The organism is Mesorhizobium escarrei, assembly GCF_935825525.1.
Lineage (GTDB): Bacteria > Pseudomonadota > Alphaproteobacteria > Rhizobiales > Rhizobiaceae > Mesorhizobium > Mesorhizobium escarrei.
The window spans coordinates 36311-58062 of sequence record NZ_CAKXZT010000163.1; the positions used below are offsets into that span (position 1 = coordinate 36311).

Here is a 21752-nt window from a genome sequence, read left to right on the forward strand (position 1 = left end):
CAGCGCTGGTCCTAAGCGAGCAAACCCGCCGCGATCTCTTCGATACCGGCGCTGTCCAGCTTGTAATGCGCATAGAGATGGGTTGGCGGCGCGATCAGGCTGTATTCGTCATGGATGCCGTGGCGGCGCAGCTTCACCGGCAATCCTTCGCCGGCGATCACCTCGGCGACAGCGCCGCCGAGACCACCCAGAACATTGTGTTCTTCCACTGTAAGCACCATCCTGGCGTTCGTGGCCGCCTCGAGAATGGCGTCACTGTCGATCGGCTTGACCGTCGCCATATCGAGCAGGCCGACGCTGTGACCTTTGGCGTTCAGGGCTTTGGCCGCCTGAAGCGCCGGATGCACCGTCGAGCCGCATGCGATTATGACCAGGTCCTTGCCGCCGAGATGCTTGATTGCCTTGCCGAAGACGAAAGGTTTGCCAGCCTGATAGACCACCGGGTCGCGCCCACGCTGGGTACGGATATAGATCGGCTCTGCATAGTCGGCTGATGCTGCGATCACCGAGGCAAGCTGGGCGCCATCGGCTGGCGCCACCACGGTCAGACCGGCTATAGAGCGGGCGATGGCGAGGTCTTCGGTGGCATGATGCGAGGTGCCGTAGAAGCCGAGCGAGATGCCGGCGTGGTGGCCGATCAGCCGCACCGGCAGGGCGGAGTAGGCAACGTCCATGCGAATCTGTTCGCAGCACAGCAGTGCCAGAAAAGAAGCGAATGTCGCGACATAGGGCTTGAGCCCTACCGCGGCCATTCCGGCCGCCGCCGACACCATGTTCTGCTCGGAAATTCCAAACTGGACGAAGCGCTCCGGGCATTCCCGCGCGAATTTTGCCAGACCGTTCGAATATTGCAGATCGGCGGTTCCGGCGACCACCGGCTCGCCAGCCTGGACCAGCTCGAGCAGCGCGTCGGATAAGGCGTCGAGGCCCGGCGTCTGGGCATTCAACTGGCGATACTGCCAGGACTTTTCGGATAGCGGCCGGTTCATCCCCTTATCTCCATTGCCTTGATCTCGGCGATCGCCCGTTTGGCATCGACCGGATCGAGATAGCCGAGATGCCAGCCCGGTTCGGCCTCCATGTAGGAGACGCCCCTGCCCTTCACCGTCTCGGCCACGACCATGACCGGGCGGTCGCGCGCCGTGTCGGCCTTGAGAGAGCGCAGCAGCGTCGTTACCGCTCCGATGTCATGGCCGTCGACGACGTGGGTTTCCCAGCCGAAGCTCCGCCATTTGTCGACGATCGGCTCGACGGTGATGATATCGTCGACGGCGCCGTCGAGCTGGTAGCCATTGCGGTCGATGATGCCAATCAGGCGGTTCAGCCGGTTGTGGGCTCCGAACAGCGCCGCTTCCCAGACCTGGCCTTCCTGCAGCTCGCCGTCGCCGATCATCACGAAAGTATGGAAGTCCTTGCCGAGGATGCGGCCGGCCAGCGCCATGCCGCAGCCGGCCGACAGCGCATGGCCGATGGAACCGGAACTGAAATCAATGCCGGGCACCTTGCGCATGTCGGGATGGTCGCCGAGCGGATTGCCGAGGCGCGTGTAGCCATCGAGGACTTCCGTCGGAAAGAAGCCAAGATCGGCAAGGATCGGGAAGAGCCCAACCGCGGCATGGCCCTTGCCCATCATGAAACGATCGCGCTCGGCCCAGTTCGGCTCACCGGGCTTCAGGCGCATGACGCCATAGTAGAGCGAGGCGAACAGCTCGGCGGCCGAAAAGGCGGAGGTGTAATGGCCGACCTTGGCGATCTCGATCAGCCGGATCGCCTCCAGACGGGAGAACAGTGCTTTGTCCTTCAGCATAGCCAATTCCACCCCGGTGGGCGCGAATTCAGCGCGACCGGCGAGCGGCGAATTATTTGCTGTCCTGTTGTTCTGCTTCCCGAGCACGCTTGTTGTCCTCCACGTGAACGCCGATCTCACCTTCGGCTTTTGTCGGTTTCTAACCGTTCAGCGGTCATTCCGTTGGCAATTCATTCTGAAAACTGACTGCGGAAATGCTGAAAAATCCGAGTCCAATTGGCGTGCTAGAGACGAGCATCAGGCGATCCGTTTACCGCTGCAATTTGCTGTGGCGGCACGATCGGCCACGGCAAAGCGGAGGAAATCATGAAGGACGGAATGTTTGTCTTCGACGCAGCGGTCCATTGCCAGGACTTCACCGACAGGCAGATCAAGCCCGGCAGCGACGGGCGCCGCGTGCGCGTGCTGCGCGAACAGTTGAAGGGCTTCATCGATCTGACAGCGCGGCGCGGCCCGGAGGCCAATCCCGGCTTCGAGTCACCACCGGACCTCGACTGGGCGAATGCCGCCCTCTTCGAGAAGTCTGACACCGATCTAGCCATGGCGTGTTCGGTGCCGCTCTTCGCCCATTGGAAGGCCGGCCTTGGCCCCGTCGAACTGAGCTACGAACTGGCCAAATCCAACCCGTCGCGCATCCTTTTGACGGGAGGCGTCGACCCCGCCTACCAGGGGCTGGACTACGCACTTGCCGAGATGGAGCGCCAGGTAAAGGAATGGGGCGCCGTTAGCATGAAGTTTTATCAGTACCAGATGCGTGGCTGCCAGTGGCGCGCCGACGATCGCGATGTCGCCTATCCACTATGGGAGAAGGCCATCGAGCTCGGCATCAAGATGGTTCAGTTCCACAAGGGCTTTCCGCTCGAGCTCGGACCGGTCGAGGCCTTCATGCCAAACGACATCCAGTATGCGGCGGCCGATTTCCCCGAACTCAATTTCGGCATTCACCATCTGGGCGACCCCTATGTCGCCGAAACCATCTCGATCGCAAGCCGGTTCGAAAACGTCTACCTGATCCTGCCGCTGTGGTTCAATCAGTACTTCCTGCAGCCCCACAAGATGCTGCACAGGCTCGGCGAAGCGCTGCTCTTCGTCGGCAGCGACCGCATCTGCTACGGTTCCGAGGCGTTCATCTGGCCCCACATCCAGCCCTACATCGATGCCTGGGCGGCGATGGAGATGCCGGACGAATTGCAGGACAAATACGGCTATCCGGAGCTCACCAGAGCGATCAAGGAAAAGGTCTTCGGCATCAACTTCGCCAACGGCCTCGGTATTGATCTCAACCGCAAGCGCGCCGAGTTCGGGCTCGCCGCATGACCGCCGGTGGCCCACCGATCAGCGCGGACGGTCTTGAACGGGCACTGGCCTGCATCCGCCCGCTGGTGCTCGGCCATGGCGGCAACATCGAAATCGTCGATGTCGACAATGGCGTCGTCACCGTCGAGCTGACCGGTGCCTGCGAGGCATGCCCCAACATCGCCATGACCTATGCAGGGTCGATCCGCACCTTCCTGATGGAGGTCCCCGGCGTCATGGATGTAAAGTGCCGGCGGATGCATGCATCGGAGCGGACCCTCGACCGCATCGCCCACATGCTGGGCGCCCGCCCCTTCGAGTAACGACCGCATCGGCCGACGCCGCACCTGATGCGGGTCCGACCGCTTACAACTCCGCTCGGCAAGCTTCCCACAAGACCCTGGCACCAGCTCCGGTCGCAAAAAAGCGGCGCTGTCTGCCAGCGCCGCTTGATGCCGATCCAAGAGATCACGGAATGACGCGTTCGCGCCGCAGGCGATCGAAGACGTCGATGAACGAACGGTCTGTGTCCTGATAGTCCAGGAAGCCGAAACGGCGGCTCTTCTCCATGCTGTTGACGCATTCCATCGGTCGGCCGAGGTCGAGGTCGGTGTGCCAGGGAGAGGCCAGCATGCCAAGCTTGTTCGGCTGGAGACCGTGTTGGGCGACCAGCCCGTCCCATGCTGGGCCCAAGTCCTTCATCTGGTCCTCAAGCTTGACCTGCCTTTCGGGGTAAGGCGCGGCCTCGATACCGAAATAGCCAGCGATGACCTTCCACAGCCGGCTCCAGCGGAAGACATCGCCGTTGGCCGCGTTGTAGGCCTCGTTGGCTGCATTCGGTTCGGTAGAGGCCCAGACGATCTGCCGGGCCAACAGGCGCGCATCGGTGATGTCGTTCAGGCCGTGATAGGCTGCAGGATGGCCGGGAAAGAAGAACGGCTGAACGGTTGCCTTGCAGATCGAGGCATGCGTCGCCAGCGTGGCGCCGATATTCATCAGGTTGCCGAGGGCATAGCCGATAATCGTATGCGAACGGTGCACGCTCCAAGTGAAGGCGCGCTCTGCCGCCGCCGCCATGACGATGTCCTCCAGCGCATAGTAGAAATTCTTGTGGGGCAGGCGCGGCTGGTCTTCGCGGAACGGCGTCACCGGCGTGCTCTTGGCATAGTGTTCGAACGGGCCGAGATAGTGCTTGGTGCCGGTCACAACCGCCACATGTTCGACGCAACTCTTGCCCCTGAACGCCTCGAGCACATTGCCAAGCATGGCGCCGTTCAGTCGGATGTTCTCGTCTTCGTCGGCGCCCCGGGTCCAGGTGCAGTAGAAGATATGCGTCGGTTCCAGATGAGCCAGGCTCTGGAGTGTCTTCTCGCGGTCGAGGATATCGAGAGTGATCGCGTTGACATAACTCGTGCCGAGCGGCGGCCGCCGGGAGATGCCATTGATCTCCCAGCCCCCCTGCTCGGCAAGATGCTCGGCGACGTTCAGCCCGACGATGCCGGTCACACCGACGATCAAGGCGCGTTTCTTGTACATGGGATCTCCCTGATGCTGTCGTCCACGCGGCGCGATGCGCCCCATGGCGATCGATGAAATATTAGGCTCGAGCATCGACCAGCGGCAGCCGGCTGCGTTTCCAAACAGCTGTGCCGCCACGTCAATGCGGATGATGTCGGCGGCCGATCATCGCTGCGGATCGGGCGCGTGTTTTCCCGGCGCTCAGAGGATCGAGTGGACAGCGCCGCCGTCGGCACGCTGCGTGGTGCCGTTCATCGCCCAGTTGGCCGCCATCTGTACGACGGCCCGTCCGTGCATTTCCGGATCGATCAGCTTCTGGATGAGCGATCCGGGCTGGTCGTCCTTGAAAAATCCCCGCAGCACGTCATCGAACGAGATCCCCCGTTCGGCGGCTATTCCGTGGAAGTAGTCCTTGACCGAATCCGTCGCCGTCGGTCCCGGCATGTAGGCGTTGACGCGGACGCGGGTGCCGCGCGTCATCTCGGCAAGCGCCCGCGACAGGCCGAGCTGGGCGGTCTTGGTCAGGGAATAATGGACCATGAAAGGTATCGAGCGCACCGCCGCCTCGCTCGAGATGAAGACGATACTGCCGTCGTCGTTTCCGAGCATCTCCTTCAGCACCGGCCGGGTGATGCGGATGCCGGTCATGACGTTGAACTCGAAATATTCGTGCCAGCGCTCGTCGGAGATGTCGAAAAAATCCTCGACGTCGAAGCGGCCGATATTGTTGACCAGGAACGAAATCGGACCGGACTGGCGTGCAAAGGCGTAGAGCTTGGCCGCGCCTTCCGCCGTGGTGAGATCGGCGACGATGCCGCGGCAGTTGGGTCCGATTTTGGTGACGGCCGCCTCCAGCTTCGCCTCATCACGGCCGTTGATGACGACGGTTACCCCTTCATTGTGGAACGACCGGGCGATTGCCAGTCCGATGCCGGAACTGCCGCCGGTCACGATTGCAACTTTTCCAGCTATACCGAGATCCATGACCTTGGCCTCCATCCTGTTGATTGAAGAAAATTGACTGTGGCAAACGTCCGCCCGGTCGCTCGTGCTGATCGCAGCTGACTGCACGCGCTCTGCCCGCCGCCTTGTTGCCCGTCTTTGCCGGCCGGAAAAACAGCCAAGGGCGAAAGACCTATTTCGGCATTTCCGAAAGATGCTACTGCTTTGAGGCAGATGCTGGCATCCGGCGACCTAGACATAGGCCGCCAGCTCGCCGCTCAGCCTCTTGAAATATCGAACCGCGAAGTCGATGAACAGGCGGATCCGCCGCGGCATCATCGTGCGGTGGTCGGTCAGCAGGTGAAAACCGAAGGGGCTGCGCGTGTAGTCGTCGAGCACGCTCAGCAGCCGTCCGCTCTTCAGATCATCGGCAACATCCCACAGCGATTTGCGCACCAGGCCAACACCGTCCATCGCCATCTGCCGAAGGGCGAAGCCATCACTCGACATCCGGTCGCCCTGGACGCGGACGGTCGTTGTCTCGCCATCCCTAACAAATTCCCACTCATCCATGATGCGATCCGACCTGAGCAGCGTCAGGCAGTTGTGCTGCGCAAGATCATGAGGCGTGGCCGGCATGCCATGCCGCTCGGCATAAGCAGGCGCGCAGCAGATCAGCCGCCGGTTGGGTCCGAGCCGTCTGGTGGTCAGAGCGCTGTCGGGCAGGTTGCCGTAGCGGATCGCCACGTCGCAGCCGGTCTCGACGATGTCCAGCAGGTTGTCGGTGAGGAACATGCGCAGCTGGATTTCAGGATTCTCGGCGAGAAACTCATCCACCATCCCCGCCACATGCTGCCGGCCCAGATCGCTTGGACATGTCAGCGTGATAGAGCCACGCAGATCGCTGCCGCCGCGGCGCAACGTCGCCTCCAGCGTGTCGAATTCCTCGATCACGCGGTCTGAATTCTCGAACAGGAGCCGCCCTTCCGGGGTCAGGTTCATCGAACGGGTCGAACGTTTCAGCAGGGAGACGCCGTAGTGGGCTTCCAACGCCTTCAAGCGGCCACTCATGGCAGCCGGTGAAAGACCCAGATGGTTGCCAGCAGAGGTGAGACTGCCGGCGCGTACCACCGTGCGAAACAGATGAAGATCCTGAATCCTGTCCATGCCGCCCTCCTCAGCTGTCGTCCGGTTGGCACCGGCTTGATCATTCAGTAGCGCAAGAGAGTGTTTTTCAGAATTTGCGAAAAACAGATTTCAGCTGTGAACCAATTTCACAATTGCTCGCAGATTCCTTATGATCAAGCGCGTAGTGGGCGCGCCTGGTGTCGCCAGGTCCAGCGCGGGAGGAAGATCACGTGATCAATCGCGGCGCCGAAATGGAGGTGTTTGTCCGGGTTGTCGAGATGGGCAGTTTCTCGGCTGCGGCGCGCGCGCTGTACATCACGCCCTCGGCAGTCAGCAAGCTGGTCACTAGAATCGAGGAGCGGCTCGGCGTTCCTCTGGTCATCCGGTCGACGCGCAATCTTCAGCTCACACCGGAGGGCGAGATGCTGTTCGACCGGGCTCAGCGCATCGTCAGCGAGATCGAACAGACCGAGCGCGCCGTCGCATCGGGATCCAATGAGCCCCGCGGGCCGCTGCGGGTGAACGCCAACATTCCTTTCGCGACGCACTACCTGATCCCGATCATTCCCGAATTCCTAGCCCAAAACCCCGGCATTACGCTCGACCTCACCCTCTCCGATTTTCCGGTCGACCTGATCTACGAACGCGCCGACGTCGCCATCCGGACCGGCGTCCTGCATGACTCGTCGCTCAAGGCCCGCAAGCTGCTGGAAAGCGATCGACACGTCATCGGCTCGCCGATCTACTTCGCGAAGTACGGAATTCCATCGCATCCGCAGGAACTGGCGTCACACAACTGTCTGAACTTCAACATCCGCCGCAACCTCGATACCTGGCCGTTCCAGGACAGACAGGATGCTGCCGCAGCCCTGCTCAGCTTGCCGGTCAGCGGGAACATGCGAACCGACAATGGCGAGACCATGCGCCAACTGGCGCTGGCCGGACTCGGCATTGCAAGGCTGTCGTCATTCCATGTCGGAAAGGATATCGAGGAGGGCCGGCTGGTCACCGTCCTTGAGGACTTCAACCCCGGCGACCTCGAACCCATCCACGCGATCTTCGTCGACCACGAGCATCTGTCCAACCGCATCCGCGTCTTCGTGAACTTCCTGGCAGAGCGCATTCCACGCCACATAACCACCGGTCAGCCGTCCTAACGGCTCGTGAGCTATTCGGACAACGCAGGCCAGGTCGCCCGCCCTGGCCGCACCCGAACATGATCGGGCACCGGCAGCGGCGGATTGGCACTCTCCATGAATTCGACCGTCGTGAAGACCAGCGCCGCATCCCCGGTGTTTTTCAGGTCGTGCACTGCAAACTGCCCGGGTCCGAAGCGAAAATGCTTCGTATCGCCAGGACGGTAAATCGTCTCGGCAACCCGGCCGTCGTGAAAGGACGAGAGCGAACTACCAGCCGTCGACGTCGTCCAGAAATAGTCGAGCACGTGACGATGGAAGCCCAGCCGTTCGCCGGGCTTCAGGCGGATCATCCAGACGCGAACCCGGGTGGTCTCCGATACCAGCAACTGGCCGACGCAGCCATTGAGCTGATTGACGGCGAACTCCTGCTTGAACGCATCGCTCCATTTGGCCGGCGGCTGCAAATGCCGCTGTGCGTCACTTCGTTGCATGCCGACCGATCCTGTCTGCCTGAGTGTGATTTAGTTGGCCGGCGTTGCCCGGCTGTAGAGCCCGACCATGAGAATGATGACGACGCCGTAGCAGATCTGCTTGGCTGCTTCGGGCGCCTGCATGATCGACAGCATCGACGAGATCAGGGTGATCAGCAGGACGCCGGCGACGGTTCCCGAGTAGGATCCCCGGCCACCGAACAGGCTGCTGCCGCCGAGAACGACCGCGGCGATGCCCGGCAGCAGATAAGGATCGCCCATGCGCTGATAGGATTGGCCGGCATAGCCGGTGAGGAGCATCCCGGCGACGGCGCTGCACAGGCCGGCGACGACGAAGGCGAAGACGATGACTTTGCGCGTATCGATCCCGGACAGATAGGCGGCTGGTTCGTGGGTGCCGACCGCGTAGATATAGCGGCCCGTCCTGCTGCGGCGAAGCAGGAACACGATCACCGCCGAGACCGCAAACCAGACGAGGATGGCGCACGGTATCCCGAACAGGCGGCCCGCTCCCAATGCCGACATGACCGGGGAAGGCTGGCTGCGCAGTGCGTAGAAGCCGCTGTAGAACACGCACACCCCCAGGATGATGTTGTTGGTGACCAGCGTCCAGATCATCGACGGGATGCGCAGGTAAGCGACGCCCAGCCCGTTGACCAGACCGATCAACAGCCCGGCGCCGAGGCCGGCAACCAGGCCGCGCTCGCTGACGAGAGCTTCCGGGTTGGTGCCGACCAGCGCGGTAGCCAGGGTGGCAGACGCGGTAATTGTCCACGGCACCGACAGGTCTATGTGACCAAGCAGGATCACCATCATCGCGCCAGCTGCGACAATGCCGAGAAACGCCCCGTTTTGCAGCTGTTGCACAAGGTACATCGGCGAAAGGAACTGGTGATAGTAGGCGCCGCCCACGGCCAGCAGCAGCAGCATCGCCAAGGCGATCGCTTTGGTCGGACCGTCGAAGGAAGTGACGAACGACACGGCTCTCATCGAAACACCTCCAGCCGATTGTTGATGCGCAGCAGCCGGGTAGCGCCGAATGCCACGGCCACTAGCAGCACCGTGCCTTCGAAGAGAGGCTGTGCCAGCGGCGGCAGGCCGGTGAAGAAAATCAGGCTGCCGATGGTGCGCAGGATCAGCGCGCCGGCGATCGAGCCCAGTATGCTGCCGGCACCACCGGTCAGCGCGGTACCGCCAATCACCACCGCGGCGATCGAATTGAGTGTGTAGGGTAGCCCGATCGATGGGTCGCCGCTCAGTGTCTGAAAGCCGATGAAGAGGCCGCTGAATGAGGCGAAGATGCCGCTAAGCGTGTAGGCGGCGATCTTGGCCCGATCGACCTTGAGACCGGACATATAGGCGGCCTGTTCCGACGAGCCGACCGCGACGATCGATCGGCCGAGGCTGGCTTTCGACACCGGCAGCCAGAACAGGCAGACGAGGACGAGCAGCATAACGATCGAACTGGGCAGGATGCCGGCAAGGTCGCCAGTCGTTAGTTCGCTGAGCATCTCGTCTATCGACCCACCCGGGATCGGCCTGACAATCAGGGCAAAGCCCGAATAGATGGCTCCTGTCGCCAGGGTCGCGATGATCGGCTGTATCTTGCCGAAGACGACGACGATGCCGTTGATCGCACCGCAGACGGCGCCGGCGAGGACTACGACGGCGATGCCAAAAGCAAGCTCCAGCGGCCCGCCATTGACCAGATGCGAAGCCAGACAATTGGTCAACGCCATGATCGGACCGATCGACAGGTCGACGCCGCGCGACAGCACGACGATGGTCTGGCCGACGGCCAGGAAGGCGAGCGCCGTACCCTGGTTCGCCCATGCCGAAAGGACACCAATGCTTGCACCCCTCGGATGGATGTACAGGAAATAGACGAGCAGCCCGCCGAGCACCAGCCAGGCGAGTAGCGCGCGGTTGTTGCGGCGCAGATGGATGTCGAGGAAAGCGGTCATGCCAAGCCCTCCGCCAGTGCTGCACTCGGCGCTGCAGTTCCTCGTCCGGAGTTGTCATGGGACAGGTTGAGCGCGCTCGACAGGATGTTGTGCTCGTTCAGTGACGGACCGCTCAGCGTCGAGGCGACGCGGCCGTCGTACATGATGAGGGCCCGGTCACACAGACCGATCAGCTCGTCATAGTCGGTTGAGTGGAACAGGATTGCGAGGCCGTCGCCAGCCAGCCGGCGCAGCAGCCGATAGATTTCCTGCTTGGTGCCGACATCGATGCCGCGGGTCGGGTCCATCAGCAGCAGCAGCTTCGGATCCGTCGCCAGCCATTTGGCCAGCACCACCTTCTGCTGGTTGCCACCGGACAGTGTGCCGACCGCGACATCGGCGTTGTCGGCCTTGATCTTGAGCAGATCGATCATGCGGTCGACCAGCGCCTTTTCGCCTAGACGGTCGACGACGGCGTAGCGGCTCAGGCGGTCGAGCATCGAGACGGTGAGGTTGTCGCGGACTGAAAGGCTCAGGAAGAGCCCTTGCGTCTTCCGGTCCTCGGGGATCAGCGCGATCCGCATGTCCGAACCCTTACCCCCTTTCGGGCCGCGATGGACGGCCGGACGGCCGTTGACCCGCATGGTGCCGCTGGTACCGCGCAGCACGCCGGCGATGGCCAGCAGCACCTCCTGCTGGCCCTGCCCGTCGAGGCCGCCAAGCCCGACGATTTCGCCCGGCCGCAGCGACAGGCTGACGCCTTTTAGCTGATCGCCCCAGCGCAGGTCGTGGATGTCGAGGTAAGGCGGCGCCACCGGCACCTCGGCTGGTTTGTCGGGATAGACCTGCGAGATTGGCTTGCCGATCATCAGCTGGACGATCTCGTCATGCGTCTTGGCGCCGCTGGCAAAGGTCGAGACGTGCTCGCCGTTGCGGAAGACCGAACAGGTGTCGGCCAGCGCCTCGATTTCATGCATGCGGTGGGAGATGAACAGGATGCAGGCGCCGCCGTCGCGCATGCGGCGCAAAAGCTCCATCACCGGCCCGACATCCGACGCGGTCAGCGCGGAGGTGGCTTCGTCGAGAATGAGGACGTCTGGCTTTCGGACGATCGCCTTGGCGATTTCGACGATCTGCCGTTTTGACAAGGGCAGGTCGGCGCAGCGGCTCCGCGTATCGATATCCTCCCCGCAGCCCATCCGTTTCAGCACCGCGGTGGCAAGACGATCCTGCGCCTTGCGGTCGATCAATCCGAACGCCGTCTTCGGCGGCTGGGTAAGGCAGATATTCTCGGCGACGCTCAGATCCGGGATTATGGAAAGCTCCTGGAAGATGCACACGATGCCCTTGGCCGCGGCATCGGCGGGATTTGTGAATGTAACGTTATCGCCCTGCAGGCGAATGGCACCGGAATCAGGCTGGGTGACACCGGCAAGGACTTTCATTAGCGTGCTCTTGCCAGCGCCATTCTCGCCCAGTATGGCGTGAATGGATCCACGCTTGGCTTCGAAGCAGACACTTTTTAGCGCATTGACGCCGCCATACGTCTTGGTAACGTCCGTCAACGCCAAGAAGGAATTACCTTCGGTCATCTTCCCTCCTTCCATCGATCGCGGTTGGCCGAGAACCGATCCAATCTGCTCTCGGCCGATATGCAATTGCGTGCGTTCGGCCCCTTCGCTGGGGTGACTAGTTGTTGTCGGCGGACTGGGCGTTCAATTGCGCCGGCGTGAACACCATGTCGGCACCGCAGACCGCATAGCCGGTCACCGTTTCCAACGTGTCGGGCTCGTCGGGGAAGTAGTTGACATTGGGTTTCATGTCCTTGGTTTCGACATACGGCGTCGGAACGTTGACCAGGGCCGGAAACTCTCCGCCCTGCAGCAAGGCAATGGCAGCGCGAACGGCGACGGGACCCTGGCCGGGCGACGTTGAAACGGAAATGCCAGGAATGTCGTTCATCGCCAGCGCCTTGACGAAGCCGTTTTCGGCATCACCGCCAACTGGCACCGGCGGATGGCCAGTCGCCTTAATCGCGTTGGTCACGCCGCGGCAGCCATGCTGGCAAATGATGGCGTCAAAGAAACCGTGAACCGCAATGGCGTCGGCGGTCACCTTCTGGACAGTCCCCGTATCCCAATTGCCTACCACTTCGACGACTTCGATGTCCGGATATTTCGCGAGGACCTTCTGCACGCCCAAATGTCGATCACGATCCGTGGAATTGCCCTGAATGCCGCGGATCTCCAGAATCTTGCCCTTCGGTTCCTTCATCTGGTTCACGACGGACTGGGCTTTGATTATGCCTTCGAACTCGATCCATTCCGGCGTTATGCGCAGCACGCTCGGGTTGTCGACGGGATTGTCGAACGAAACCAGGACGGTTCCCGCCTGTTTTGCCCGTTTTATGACCGCGTCAAAGGCGGTCGGGTTCACAGCAATGAAAGCGATGGCGTCGTAGCCAGCCTGAATGAAGTTGTCGATCGCGGCAATCTGCGCAGCCACGTCAGATCCGGTGCTGACGACCTTGAGTTCGGTGATGTTCTTGGCGTTTTCCGGAGCAGCAGCCCAGACCTTGACACTCTTGATCATCTGCTCGCGCCAAGGAATGCCCGTGTGGCCGTTGACCAACGCGACACGGTACGGCCCTTCTTTCTTGGCGTGTTTGATCGTGCCGGTGTCGCCGAGGCCCGGCTTGTAGCATTCCGGCATGAAGGTGCCGGCCTGTGCCGTCTGGACCAGCAAAACGCTCGCGACGGCGAGTGCGCTGACGGCACGGGTCAGTGTTCTCAATCGTGACAGATATGATTTCAATGGTTCCTCCCGTTGTGGCGGTGCCGACGACCTCTCCCAGTCGTTTCCGGCGCGGTGAGGGTCGTGCCCTTGGCATCCTTCGACGCCTCACTCTCGCCATGCCAATCTTCTTGCTGGGACGAACGATGCACTAGCCGCACGCACAGAACACGACTTGTGAACGAAATTCGCAGATGGCCATGTTCAATGCACTGCCGAAGCGAGGCGTGCGATCCATCTCGATGCCTTCGGCATGGGGGCGGCTCACGCCGTCTTAGGGTGTCGCCGGCCAGACCAAGTCCAATCCCGGGCGTCCAGATTTTTCACTCAAACGGGATACACGGCTGGTGCATGCCGGCCGCCATCCAGCCGATCTCGGCCGTGTCGTGAATTCGCAAGTGGTCCGCGCCTCGAGGGTGCTCTGTCCTGATTTCGGCGCGAACGAACGCTCCCGAACCAGCCAATTGGCGCGTTGCGATATGGCCGGCATGGCACACAGACGTCGTTCGCGCTGACAGAGGCGATGGCCGAAATTAAAGGTGCGGATGGAGCCGTTCTCCATCCGTCAGGCCTGGCTGCAAATGCCAGCGCACTGAAAGCACTGCTCGGCCGGAGACCATCTGCTGGTCACCGACGCGGTGTATGATCCGGCGCGAATTTCTGCGATACCGAGCTTCGCCGCAACGCGATTGACGTCACGATCTTCACTTCCGGCATCGGTGCGTCCATTGGCGAACTGTTGCGTTCGCCAGGCGGTCTGACCTTCGAGGTCCAGGATATTCCGGCGATCGTGGCCGCTTGCCGTTCACCCGATATCAGTGAGACGATTGCGGGCTTCGGCTATGATGGACTGCTCAAGCGCCGCCAAGCGGAGAGCTCGCTGCCGTGACTAAGACCGCACCAGAATTTTCATTGCCGACGAGTCAGGGTCGAGCAGCCGCAAGAATCCCTTCTCGATGATTTCGTCGGCCTTGATTGTCGCGTCGATAAGCTTTTCCACCGGGAATTTGCCCGAGGCGATCATCGCCAAGACCCGGGGCCACAGGGTCTTGGGATAGGCGAGCGTCGCCTGGACGGTGATGCCCTTCACCAGCCATTGGAAGGGATCAAGCCTGGCGCCGCCATGGATGACGCCGGTCACAACCACGGTTCCCAGTGGACGCACCGCGTCGATGTACGCGCGGTTAGTCGGCGTCGGACGCTGTTATGCCAACTGGACCCATTACGAACGCTCGACGGCAAATGTCGGCGCGTCATTTCCCTCCCGGCGTGGAGAAATTCGACGACGGCAAAGTGAAGCCCTGCCCTGCCATACGCCTTCACCTGCGCGCGCTTCAGGCGGGCGCTCGTGGATAAAACCATTACAACGACAATCCGGGGTCGAAATGCACAATGGCACTAAGGATGGTGCGGTAGAGACTGTCGACTTCCTCGTCGATCTCTTCACGCCTGATGCCCACTGATTTCGCGTCGGCAAACAGCTTGTGCGTCAGCTCATTGATCGAAATCACATCCGGCCGGGCCGTTTTAGGAACGCTGTTCGCAATCCACTTGTTCAGGAAGGTGATGCCGCGTGCGCTCATTTGGGCATAAGCTACCGAACGGACATTAGTTCCAGCTTGAACACGAACAACAGAGCGGATGAACGAATTTCGGAAGGAAGAGGAACAAGGCGCTATGTCGCAAGTTGGGTTCGTAGTGGGAGGAACATCTCACCATGGGCGAAGATAGAAAAAGTGAACCCGAGCGGCAAAGGAACTCTAGGCGCAGGCGCTCGCACGTGAAACCGGGATCACCCGGGATCAGGCTCTCACGCTCATAGAATTGCTAGGAATGGATCGATCATCACTGCTGCGCGAGGCAAACATTCTGAAGAATCGAAAGCCCAGCAGTGCACCATGACGAACCACAAGACGGGCAGCTATCTCTGCCACTGACTATGCGGCCCTCTGAATGACCCGCCTATCTGTTTCGGAAGAGCTTGAAAGCGCCGCCGACCGTGGCCGCAGCCGTAAAAACCTCAATACCCCAGTTCATAACGATGGGTCCTGGTTCCGATCGAGGGACTATGCAGCAGCACGTTCTGCCGTGCCAGACGCATCACTTGAAGGCGGTTCCGGGACATGCCCGCGAATTCTTTAAGCTACCTTCCGCCTTTGCGCTTCCCGCTGCCGGCCGCAGTAGGCGCTGAGGCTCATGAGGTGAAGAGGTGCCTGGCGGCCAAATGGTAAATTCCCCGCCCTCGTTGGAGGGTGCTTCAGCGGATAAGCAAGCCCGGCGGACCCGCTAGGTCCCTACCATGGTTTGGTGCCGTGGGTCCTTGGAACGGAGTCGCATCATCGGCGTTACCGGCCAACCAAACGCAGCAAAATGGTATGGAGGAACGGGCGTGATCGAGTTGACCGAGACGGAAAGCGCTTTCTCAAGCGCGTTGACACCATCACTCACGTTCCCTGGTCGAACAAAGTCACCGCCGCAGATGCCAAAGGCAAGCCCCTGCGTGTCGCAAGGGCGACCTTTGCCCGATTAAGAGACGACGGCATCATCATTCGATCTACGAGCGACCTGACCTCGAACACCTACGTCGTTAATTCTGCACCCGTGACGCCACAAGTCGAGGAAGTGCAGGAAGCATCCTGATCGGGCGGCTGCGAGGCACGTGCGGCGCTCTCCTTTTTACGCTTATACGGGAAGGTGGCGCCATACACCAGCCAACCGAAAGCCCGCCGTGCCTAAAGGTGCCAACCGCCGGTTGCTAGACGCGACGCAGCCGGCGGGCCTCCCCAAATGCTTAGGCTGCGGAACCGGCGAGAACGGGAAGCGACAATAAACCGGTTCCGATGATACCAAGGCTGAAGATGAAGAACGCGAACTCGCCTGCAAGCGGGCGCAGTGCCTCGGCAAAGTCGGGGGCGCTCGCGATCTCGGTCTTTCCGCTGCATGAAGGGTTGCTGCTGTGCTCGTCATGATGGCAAGCGCGACCGCATTGGAAACAGCCATGCCGACGAACGTATCCAGTCGGATGCGCCGGATTTCACGTTTCGCCCCATCCGGTGCCCTGACCAGCGCTTTGGCTTGCGGTTCTTGTTCAATTTCCTCGACTTCCTGGGAGCTTTGCCAAAACAGAAGATAAGGACTGATCGTCGTTCCCCGGATCGCTACGATGACGGTGAAACTATCTCCGTTGAGCGGAAACGAAGGTATCACCAGACCCTTGGCCGCAGCGAGCCAGGGGTCGACATCTGCGACCAAAAGGACTGCCACATAGGCAAGCAGCACAAGTGTCAGCCATTTTAGGTATCGAGCGTAGGCGCGTAAGAGACAAACGTCTGCAATGTGACGGAGATCGCGGCAAAGCCGATCGTGAACGGCAACGCCGGCGTGCCGGTGGATAATTGTGCTGCTGCTCCCATCGCAGCGAGGTTGGCGCCGATATTGATCGTGTTAGCCACGAAAAGCAGAGCGACCAGTCTCAGCACCGTCCATCTAGGCAGTATGTCGCCGAGGTTTTTGGCGAGGCCGCATCCGGTGACACGCCCGATTTCCCCGCTGACCAACGCTCATCAGCGGGTAGGTCACGACCATCGTCCACAGCATGTTGTAGCCGAACTAGGCGCCTGCTTGGAAATAGGTGGCATTACCGCTCGGATCATCGTCTGCTGCGCCCGTGATAAGCCCCGGGCCGAGTTGTTTGAACGTTGCGGCTCGTCGCAATCGCTTGTGTGCGGAGAGCCGGTTTTTGTCTGGATTGGGCAGAATATCGGCGGCCGAGCTCACGAAGGCTTTCCTCTGGTTGCGCAAGAGAACGTCTTCGTCTTGGTTCAGTTCCGACCCCAAGAACTCGCCGGCCCGACCGGGTCCACTGTTCAGGCAGCCGAGTGCTATTCTTCGAAATGCGGGCACGTGACACCCACCACCAGGAACTTAAATGGGTGTCCCAGCATTGAGAGAGACCTGAAGCCGCCCCCTCCTTTTCAAGGAATTCAAGCATGGCCAAGACAACCAGACAGTCGTCGGGCAAGCCCGCGACGATCCATGATCAAAAGCTCGTGCGGGGGAACGGAGGCGAGCTTCACCAGATCGCCGAACGTGACAGCGAGATCCTGACGACCGCCCAAGGCGGCCCAGTGGCCGATGACCAGAATACTTTAAAGATTGCCCAGCGCGGACCGTCACTAATCGAAGACTTCCACTTCCGTGAGAAGATTTTTCATTTCGATCACGAGCGCATTCCCGAGCGCGTCGTGCATGCACGCGGCTATGGCGCGCACGGCTTCTTCGAGACCTATGAATCGCTAGCGGCTTACACCCGCGCGGATATCTTCCAGCGTGCCGGCGAGAAGACGCCGGCCTTCGTGCGGTTCTCCACGGTGGCCGGTTCGAAAGGCTCGTTCGACCTGGCGCGGGACGTGCGTGGGTTCGCCGTCAAATTCTACACCAACGAAGGCAATTGGGATCTCGTCGGCAACAACATCCCGGTTTTCTTTATTCAGGACGCAATCAAGTTTCCCGACGTCATTCATTCAGTGAAGCCTGAGCCTGATCGTGCCTTCCCGCAGGCGCAATCGGCACACGACAATTTCTGGGACTTCATCAGCCTGACGCCCGAATCGATGCACATGATTATGTGGGTCATGTCGGATCGGGCGATACCTCGGTCCTTCCGGTTCATGCAGGGATTCGGTGTTCACACGTTCCGGCTGGTCAATGCGAAGGACGAATCCACCTTCGTCAAATTCATCTGGAAGCCGAAGCTCGGCATGCAGTCGGTCGTTTGGAACGAAGCGGTCAAGATCAACGGCGCTGACCCCGATTTTCATCGACGCGACCTCTGGAATGCCATCCAGTCTGGTGATTTCCCGGAATGGGAGCTCAACCTCCAGCTCTTCGATCAGGACTTCGCGGACAGTTTTGACTTCGACGTTCTGGATCCGACCAAGATCATTCCGGAAGAAATCCTCGCGCCGGTCCCGGTCGGCCGCTTGGTGCTCGATCGTATGCCCGACAATTTCTTCGCCGAGACCGAGCAGGTCGCGTTCATGACGCAGAACGTACCGCCCGGCGTCGACTTTTCCAACGATCCCCTGCTGCAGGGTCGAAACTTCTCCTACCTGGACACGCAACTGAAGCGTCTCGGCAGCCCCAACTTCACCCATATCCCGATCAACGCACCCAAATGCCCGTTCCACCACTTCCAGCAGGATGGCCACATGGCAATGCGCAATCCGGTCGGCCGCGTGAACTACCAGCCGAATTCATTCGGCGAAGGCCCGCGGGAATCGCCGCAGCACGGTTTCCGGTCGTTCGCCGAGGCGGAGGAAGGCCAGAAAGTCCGTCTGCGCGCAGAGAGCTTCGCCGACCACTACAGCCAGGCGCGACAGTTCTTCAACAGTCAGACCGCGCCTGAGCAGAAGCATATCGCCATGGCGCTGTCCTTCGAGCTCTCCAAGGTCGAGACAACGGTTATCCGCGAGCGCATGGTGTCGCATCTCCTCAACATTGATGAAGGCTTGGCAGAAACTGTCGCTGACAAGCTTGGCATGAAGCAATTGCCCAAGCCCGCGGATGCGGCGGTCGCGCCGAGGGACGATCTCGAACCATCGCCGGCGCTCAGCATCATCCGGAACGGGCCTGACAGTTTTGCTGGCCGCAAAGTCGGTGTGCTTGTCAGTCCCGGCGCCGATGCAGCGCTGCTGAAGAACCTCCAGGCAGCGATCGAGAAGGAAGGCGCGGTGATGGAGGTCATAGCGCCCAAGGTGGGCGGCGTCGAGGCGGCGGATGGAAGTCTCATCGCTGCAAAGCACATGATCGACGGCGGGCCATCGGTCCTGTTCGACGCAGTAGCGCTGATCCTCTCCGAGGAAGGAGCGGAGCGCCTGACGGGCGAGGCCGCCGCGCGCGATTTCGTTGCCGACGCTTTTGCTCATTGCAAATTCATCGGCTTCACTTCGGAGGCCGTCCCGCTGCTGCAGAAGGCCGGCGTCGATCCGGAAGCCGATGAAGGCATGATTGGTCTCGATGATCCCAAGGCGATTACTGGTTTTATCGAGGGCTGCCGCAAGCTGCGTCTCTGGAGCCGGGAAATGGCCGTCAAATTGTAGCGATGGTGACGGAGTTTCTCATGCAGATCATTCGAACCGAAGTTACCCAGGCAACCGCCCCGACCGGACAGCCCATCCTGCGCGTGATCTTCTGCGGCGAAGGCGGTGACTGCGTTACCGTCGACATGGCACGCGTTTACGGCGGAAACAACGAGGCCGCTATCAGCCGAGCGAAGGCGGCCTTGGTCCAGACCGCGACTCTCGATTTGGCTGTGAACGACTACGATGCCCGAAGCAATGGCAATTTGACGAAGTCGCCGTCACAGCGACGAAAGATGAAAACGGCGGGCTCTACACCTTCGAGTATCGCGACGGCGGACGCGGCCGTCAGGTTCCTCCGTCCAGGATGCCAAGTTTAGAGGCTGCGCGGGAGGAAGCAGTTCGATGCGCTATCGATCTTCTGGTCGACCTTCAGCCGGGCACGGACGATCTTTCAGGTTGGCTCGTGCGCCTGCGCGACGAGAACGGCGAACTGCTGTACGCCATCGACGTGCAGGAGGCGGAAACAGCCCGCCTGACAAGACCATGAACCGGCAACGGCTAAAGGCGGATTGGCAGAGATGCGAGGCTACGGCGGGACCTCCCGGGCTATGCCCGCGCTCAGATAGAGACTATGCGTCACCCGACCGCGGCCGCGGCTGATCATGGCCGCCCTAGGCCTGGTACACGGTCCGCTTGGTGAGAATTCCCTACATCTTTGCGTTGACATGCAGCGCCTGTTCGCGCCCGGCGGGCCTTGGGCCGTGCCGTGGGCGCAAAACGTGCTGCCGGTCATCGAGGAATTGACGGCAAGACATCCGCAGCAAACGCTGTTCACACGTTTTGTTCCGGCCGCTCGGCCTGGCGAAGGACCGGGCATGTGGGCGCGGTATTATCGGCGTTGGGCCGAGGTCACCCTTGCCAACATCGATGCCGGCCTCGTCGATCTGATGCCTTCTCTGGCGCGGTTCGTGCCGCCGGCAAGAACGCTCGACAAGCAAGTCTATTCGCCGTGGACTGAAGGCCGGCTCGACGCGATGCTCAATGGGTCAGGGATCGACACGCTGGTCATCACCGGCGGCGAAACCGATGTCTGCGTGCTCGCCACCGTCCTCGGCGCCATCGACCGTGGTTTTCGTGTCGTCCTTGCGACCGATGCCATCTGCAGTTCGGTCGACCAGACGCATGACGCACTGTTGGAGCTCTACCGCTCTCGCTTCAGCGAGCAAGTCGAGGCGGTGAGGATTGAAGAGGTTCTGGAGAACTGGCGCTAGCCGAAGGCTCCGTGGGAGACAAGATCATGAGAACCATATTTCGGGACAACGGGCTTACGATCGCCCTGGTAGCGATGTTCCTGTTCAGCGCACTCGGCATGATCTGGTCGGGGCATTCTGCCTACAATGAAGAACTTCGTGAGCATGGCTCGGCAGCGATCGGGCTGTTGGCTTATTTGAAAAGCGGCGACTTCCTCTCGGCGCTCTTCGAAAACTGGGAAAGCGAATTCCTGCAGATGTCGGCCTATGTCATGCTGACTGCAATGCTGTTCCAACGCGGTTCCGCCGAGTCTCGTGATCCCGATGATCCCAACCGGCCCGAGGACGAACTTCCGACCGCCACCCGCTGGCGCAACCCGATCCTGTCGTGGCTCTATTCATACTCGCTGGGCTTGGCGCTGGCCCTGCTGTTCATCATCTCATTTGCCTTGCATTGGTGGGCGAGCCTGGCGGCCGCGAACGAGGAGGCGCTTCGGCACGGCGGCGAGGCTCAATCCCTGGGAGACTATCTTCTCGACGCCCAGCTATGGTTCGAGTCCTTTCAGAACTGGCAGTCGGAATTCATGTCGACGGCCGTCCTAGTCCTGCTGTCGATTTTCCTACGCCACAAGGGCTCCCCGGAATCAAAGCCAGCCGGCGCGTCAAACTCCGAAACCGGCGCATGAGTCTCCGCGTGCAGGCAACGATCGCTATGGTTCGGCAATCAGGCGGTGCCGGAAACGGTCGCGAAAGTGGTCGTTGAAGAACCGGCCCTTTACGAAGGCGTTTCGGAACGCCGCATAGGTCTCCGGCGGCACAACCTATAGTCATAACGCTTGCCGCTCGCGACGAACCACCGAGAGAACCCTTGTCTCCGGATCGTACTCGGTCTTGCGGATTGACGTTGATGGATACATGATAGCGGCCTCTATCCGAGCGGCATTGGCATGTAGCCGGTGATCACCGTGTCCTGCCGGAACCGCCGTTCCAGTTCCGCCTGCCGTTTGCGCCAGTCCGGCAGGGCGATGTCCTCCACCATCACTTCGAAGATGACGATATCATCTTTGCTGGACCGTTCGCCATCCTGCCACTGACCTTCCGCGGGCGCCTGCAGGTAGGCCGTGACGCCGTCGAAACGGCTGGCAAGGTCTTCCTTCACGCAGTCGAAATCGTCCCGGCCAAATGGCTGGCCGGTGTTGTCCGCTCGGGGAAGCAGGATCTGGACGAGGTGCATGAGACCGCTCGCTGAAAAGCGGTCAAAGATTGCAAAGACCAACGCCGTCCTTTGCCTGGTCAGAGCCGCTTGTCCTTCGCGGGCCGGCGGTCAGTGGGCGAGCGGATTTGCGCCGTCCGCCTAGCGCA

The 21752-nt window shown here is 61.0% G+C and carries 28 protein-coding genes; 11 read left to right on the forward strand and 17 right to left on the reverse strand.

The genetic code is table 11. The features are described 5' to 3' along the window. Nucleotides 1–11: 11 nt before the first annotated feature. A complete protein-coding gene (locus NMG80_RS30305; RefSeq protein WP_254021522.1) occupies nt 12–989 on the reverse strand; it encodes a transketolase family protein in 978 nt (325 codons plus the stop codon). After that, nucleotides 986–1807, reverse strand: a complete 822-nt coding sequence (locus tag NMG80_RS30310) for a transketolase (RefSeq protein WP_254021523.1) — start codon at nt 1805–1807, stop codon at nt 986–988. Before NMG80_RS30310 ends, NMG80_RS30305 begins: the two co-directional genes overlap by 4 nt. On the opposite strand from NMG80_RS30310, the gene NMG80_RS30315 reads away from it, so the two are divergent. From NMG80_RS30315 to NMG80_RS30325, 3 genes are read left to right on the forward strand one after another with little or no spacing between them, the layout of a single operon-like run. Beyond that, the gene (locus NMG80_RS30315) at nt 1794–2117 is read left to right on the forward strand and encodes a hypothetical protein (RefSeq protein ID WP_254021524.1); all 324 of its coding nucleotides are present in this window, start codon (nt 1794–1796) and stop codon (nt 2115–2117) included. The genes NMG80_RS30310 and NMG80_RS30315 overlap by 14 nt on opposite strands. Then, nucleotides 2114–3124, forward strand: a complete 1011-nt coding sequence (locus NMG80_RS30320) for an amidohydrolase family protein (RefSeq protein WP_254021525.1) — start codon at nt 2114–2116, stop codon at nt 3122–3124. The genes NMG80_RS30315 and NMG80_RS30320 overlap by 4 nt, the downstream gene beginning before the upstream one ends. Further along, nucleotides 3121–3426, forward strand: coding sequence for a NifU family protein (locus tag NMG80_RS30325; RefSeq protein WP_254021526.1), 306 nt, complete (start codon nt 3121–3123; stop codon nt 3424–3426). Before NMG80_RS30320 ends, NMG80_RS30325 begins: the two co-directional genes overlap by 4 nt. A 145-nt stretch (nt 3427–3571) precedes the next feature. Here NMG80_RS30325 and NMG80_RS30330 read toward each other — a convergent pair whose 3' ends face one another. The 3 genes from NMG80_RS30330 to NMG80_RS30340 all read right to left on the reverse strand — a co-directional run bounded on the left by NMG80_RS30330 (nt 3572) and on the right by NMG80_RS30340 (nt 6730). Further along, the gene (locus NMG80_RS30330) at nt 3572–4639 is read right to left on the reverse strand and encodes an SDR family oxidoreductase (RefSeq protein WP_254021527.1); all 1068 of its coding nucleotides are present in this window, start codon (nt 4637–4639) and stop codon (nt 3572–3574) included. Nucleotides 4640–4822: 183 nt separating this feature from the next. Further along, on the reverse strand, nt 4823–5605 hold the full coding sequence (locus tag NMG80_RS30335; RefSeq protein ID WP_254021528.1) for an SDR family NAD(P)-dependent oxidoreductase: 783 nt from the start codon (nt 5603–5605) through the stop codon (nt 4823–4825). Between the two features lie 210 nt (nt 5606–5815). Continuing rightward, nucleotides 5816–6730: a LysR family transcriptional regulator gene (locus tag NMG80_RS30340; protein ID WP_254021529.1), complete on the reverse strand. Its 915-nt coding sequence runs from the start codon at nt 6728–6730 to the stop codon at nt 5816–5818. A 191-nt stretch (nt 6731–6921) separates the two neighbouring features. Between NMG80_RS30340 and NMG80_RS30345 the strand changes: the two genes are divergently transcribed. Continuing rightward, nucleotides 6922–7848 (forward strand): LysR family transcriptional regulator, encoded by a 927-nt coding sequence (locus tag NMG80_RS30345; RefSeq protein WP_254021530.1) that lies wholly within the window; start codon nt 6922–6924, stop codon nt 7846–7848. Nucleotides 7849–7859: 11 nt separating this feature from the next. Here NMG80_RS30345 and NMG80_RS30350 read toward each other — a convergent pair whose 3' ends face one another. The 5 genes from NMG80_RS30350 to NMG80_RS30370 form a co-directional block, all read right to left on the reverse strand. Continuing rightward, nucleotides 7860–8321, reverse strand: a complete 462-nt coding sequence (locus tag NMG80_RS30350; protein WP_254021531.1) for a cupin domain-containing protein — start codon at nt 8319–8321, stop codon at nt 7860–7862. Between the two features lie 30 nt (nt 8322–8351). After that, nucleotides 8352–9311, reverse strand: a complete 960-nt coding sequence (locus NMG80_RS30355; protein ID WP_254021532.1) for an ABC transporter permease — start codon at nt 9309–9311, stop codon at nt 8352–8354. Then, entirely contained in the window at nt 9308–10285 is a 978-nt protein-coding gene (locus tag NMG80_RS30360) for an ABC transporter permease (RefSeq protein WP_254021533.1), read from the reverse strand. The genes NMG80_RS30355 and NMG80_RS30360 overlap by 4 nt, the downstream gene beginning before the upstream one ends. Continuing rightward, nucleotides 10282–11856: a sugar ABC transporter ATP-binding protein gene (locus NMG80_RS30365; protein WP_254021534.1), complete on the reverse strand. Its 1575-nt coding sequence runs from the start codon at nt 11854–11856 to the stop codon at nt 10282–10284. Before NMG80_RS30365 ends, NMG80_RS30360 begins: the two co-directional genes overlap by 4 nt. Before the next feature lie 97 nt (nt 11857–11953). Then, nucleotides 11954–13078 carry a sugar ABC transporter substrate-binding protein gene (locus tag NMG80_RS30370; RefSeq protein WP_254021535.1) on the reverse strand — a complete coding sequence of 375 codons (1125 nt, stop codon included), beginning with the start codon at nt 13076–13078 and terminating at the stop codon, nt 11954–11956. A 442-nt stretch (nt 13079–13520) separates the two neighbouring features. On the opposite strand from NMG80_RS30370, the gene NMG80_RS37515 reads away from it, so the two are divergent. Next, complete coding sequence (locus NMG80_RS37515) at nt 13521–13703, forward strand: PLP-dependent transferase (RefSeq protein ID WP_367186030.1); 183 nt, start codon at nt 13521–13523, stop codon at nt 13701–13703. Between the two features lie 93 nt (nt 13704–13796). Beyond that, nucleotides 13797–13946, forward strand: a complete 150-nt coding sequence (locus tag NMG80_RS30375) for a hypothetical protein (RefSeq protein WP_254021536.1) — start codon at nt 13797–13799, stop codon at nt 13944–13946. On the opposite strand, the gene NMG80_RS30380 is transcribed toward NMG80_RS30375, so the two are convergent. The 5 genes from NMG80_RS30380 to NMG80_RS30405 form a co-directional block, all read right to left on the reverse strand. After that, the gene (locus NMG80_RS30380) at nt 13947–14198 is read right to left on the reverse strand and encodes an MDR/zinc-dependent alcohol dehydrogenase-like family protein (protein ID WP_254021537.1); all 252 of its coding nucleotides are present in this window, start codon (nt 14196–14198) and stop codon (nt 13947–13949) included. A gap of 220 nt (nt 14199–14418) precedes the next feature. Next, nucleotides 14419–14640, reverse strand: a complete 222-nt coding sequence (locus NMG80_RS30385) for a DUF768 domain-containing protein (RefSeq protein ID WP_254021538.1) — start codon at nt 14638–14640, stop codon at nt 14419–14421. Between the two features lie 1099 nt (nt 14641–15739). Further along, entirely contained in the window at nt 15740–16336 is a 597-nt protein-coding gene (locus NMG80_RS37520) for a divalent metal cation transporter (protein ID WP_495664014.1), read from the reverse strand. Nucleotides 16337–16350: 14 nt separating this feature from the next. Continuing rightward, nucleotides 16351–16614, reverse strand: coding sequence for a divalent metal cation transporter (locus NMG80_RS38175; protein WP_254021539.1), 264 nt, complete (start codon nt 16612–16614; stop codon nt 16351–16353). Between the two features lie 52 nt (nt 16615–16666). Then, nucleotides 16667–16834, reverse strand: a complete 168-nt coding sequence (locus tag NMG80_RS30405; protein ID WP_254021540.1) for a hypothetical protein — start codon at nt 16832–16834, stop codon at nt 16667–16669. A gap of 212 nt (nt 16835–17046) precedes the next feature. On the opposite strand from NMG80_RS30405, the gene katE reads away from it, so the two are divergent. From katE to NMG80_RS30425, 5 genes are all read left to right on the forward strand, one after another. Next, entirely contained in the window at nt 17047–19158 is a 2112-nt protein-coding gene (katE, locus tag NMG80_RS30410) for a catalase (protein ID WP_254021541.1), read from the forward strand. A gap of 20 nt (nt 19159–19178) precedes the next feature. Further along, nucleotides 19179–19517, forward strand: a complete 339-nt coding sequence (locus tag NMG80_RS30415; RefSeq protein WP_254021542.1) for a hypothetical protein — start codon at nt 19179–19181, stop codon at nt 19515–19517. Then, nucleotides 19505–19687 carry a DUF6894 family protein gene (locus NMG80_RS38050; RefSeq protein WP_436798723.1) on the forward strand — a complete coding sequence of 61 codons (183 nt, stop codon included), beginning with the start codon at nt 19505–19507 and terminating at the stop codon, nt 19685–19687. The genes NMG80_RS30415 and NMG80_RS38050 overlap by 13 nt, the downstream gene beginning before the upstream one ends. 115 nt (nt 19688–19802) lie before the next feature. Further along, entirely contained in the window at nt 19803–20411 is a 609-nt protein-coding gene (locus NMG80_RS30420) for a cysteine hydrolase family protein (RefSeq protein WP_301943405.1), read from the forward strand. Between the two features lie 26 nt (nt 20412–20437). Beyond that, nucleotides 20438–21076: a DUF6766 family protein gene (locus tag NMG80_RS30425; protein ID WP_254021547.1), complete on the forward strand. Its 639-nt coding sequence runs from the start codon at nt 20438–20440 to the stop codon at nt 21074–21076. A 24-nt stretch (nt 21077–21100) separates the two neighbouring features. Here NMG80_RS30425 and NMG80_RS37110 read toward each other — a convergent pair whose 3' ends face one another. Continuing rightward, nucleotides 21101–21208: a KTSC domain-containing protein gene (locus tag NMG80_RS37110; protein ID WP_301943406.1), complete on the reverse strand. Its 108-nt coding sequence runs from the start codon at nt 21206–21208 to the stop codon at nt 21101–21103. A gap of 110 nt (nt 21209–21318) precedes the next feature. Continuing rightward, nucleotides 21319–21624: a hypothetical protein gene (locus NMG80_RS30430; RefSeq protein WP_254021544.1), complete on the reverse strand. Its 306-nt coding sequence runs from the start codon at nt 21622–21624 to the stop codon at nt 21319–21321. Between the last annotated feature and the right edge of the window lie 128 nt (nt 21625–21752).

What these genes read in the sequence shown, in the direction of transcription:
- NMG80_RS30305 (WP_254021522.1), bottom strand. Translation starts at nt 989, where the DNA reads ATGAACCGGCCGCTATCCGAAAAGTCCTGGCAGTATCGCCAGTTGAAT.
- NMG80_RS30310 (WP_254021523.1), bottom strand. Translation starts at nt 1,807, where the DNA reads ATGCTGAAGGACAAAGCACTGTTCTCCCGTCTGGAGGCGATCCGGCTG.
- NMG80_RS30320 (WP_254021525.1), top strand. Translation starts at nt 2,114, where the DNA reads ATGAAGGACGGAATGTTTGTCTTCGACGCAGCGGTCCATTGCCAGGAC.
- NMG80_RS30325 (WP_254021526.1), top strand. Translation starts at nt 3,121, where the DNA reads ATGACCGCCGGTGGCCCACCGATCAGCGCGGACGGTCTTGAACGGGCA.
- NMG80_RS30330 (WP_254021527.1), bottom strand. Translation starts at nt 4,639, where the DNA reads ATGTACAAGAAACGCGCCTTGATCGTCGGTGTGACCGGCATCGTCGGG.
- NMG80_RS30335 (WP_254021528.1), bottom strand. Translation starts at nt 5,605, where the DNA reads ATGGATCTCGGTATAGCTGGAAAAGTTGCAATCGTGACCGGCGGCAGT.
- NMG80_RS30340 (WP_254021529.1), bottom strand. Translation starts at nt 6,730, where the DNA reads ATGGACAGGATTCAGGATCTTCATCTGTTTCGCACGGTGGTACGCGCC.
- NMG80_RS30350 (WP_254021531.1), bottom strand. Translation starts at nt 8,321, where the DNA reads ATGCAACGAAGTGACGCACAGCGGCATTTGCAGCCGCCGGCCAAATGG.
- NMG80_RS30355 (WP_254021532.1), bottom strand. Translation starts at nt 9,311, where the DNA reads ATGAGAGCCGTGTCGTTCGTCACTTCCTTCGACGGTCCGACCAAAGCG.
- NMG80_RS30360 (WP_254021533.1), bottom strand. Translation starts at nt 10,285, where the DNA reads ATGACCGCTTTCCTCGACATCCATCTGCGCCGCAACAACCGCGCGCTA.
- NMG80_RS30365 (WP_254021534.1), bottom strand. Translation starts at nt 11,856, where the DNA reads ATGACCGAAGGTAATTCCTTCTTGGCGTTGACGGACGTTACCAAGACG.
- NMG80_RS30385 (WP_254021538.1), bottom strand. Translation starts at nt 14,640, where the DNA reads ATGAGCGCACGCGGCATCACCTTCCTGAACAAGTGGATTGCGAACAGC.
- katE (WP_254021541.1), top strand. Translation starts at nt 17,047, where the DNA reads ATGGCCAAGACAACCAGACAGTCGTCGGGCAAGCCCGCGACGATCCAT.
- NMG80_RS30415 (WP_254021542.1), top strand. Translation starts at nt 19,179, where the DNA reads ATGCAGATCATTCGAACCGAAGTTACCCAGGCAACCGCCCCGACCGGA.
- NMG80_RS38050 (WP_436798723.1), top strand. Translation starts at nt 19,505, where the DNA reads ATGCCAAGTTTAGAGGCTGCGCGGGAGGAAGCAGTTCGATGCGCTATC.
- NMG80_RS30420 (WP_301943405.1), top strand. Translation starts at nt 19,803, where the DNA reads ATGGCCGCCCTAGGCCTGGTACACGGTCCGCTTGGTGAGAATTCCCTA.
- NMG80_RS30425 (WP_254021547.1), top strand. Translation starts at nt 20,438, where the DNA reads ATGAGAACCATATTTCGGGACAACGGGCTTACGATCGCCCTGGTAGCG.
- NMG80_RS30430 (WP_254021544.1), bottom strand. Translation starts at nt 21,624, where the DNA reads ATGCACCTCGTCCAGATCCTGCTTCCCCGAGCGGACAACACCGGCCAG.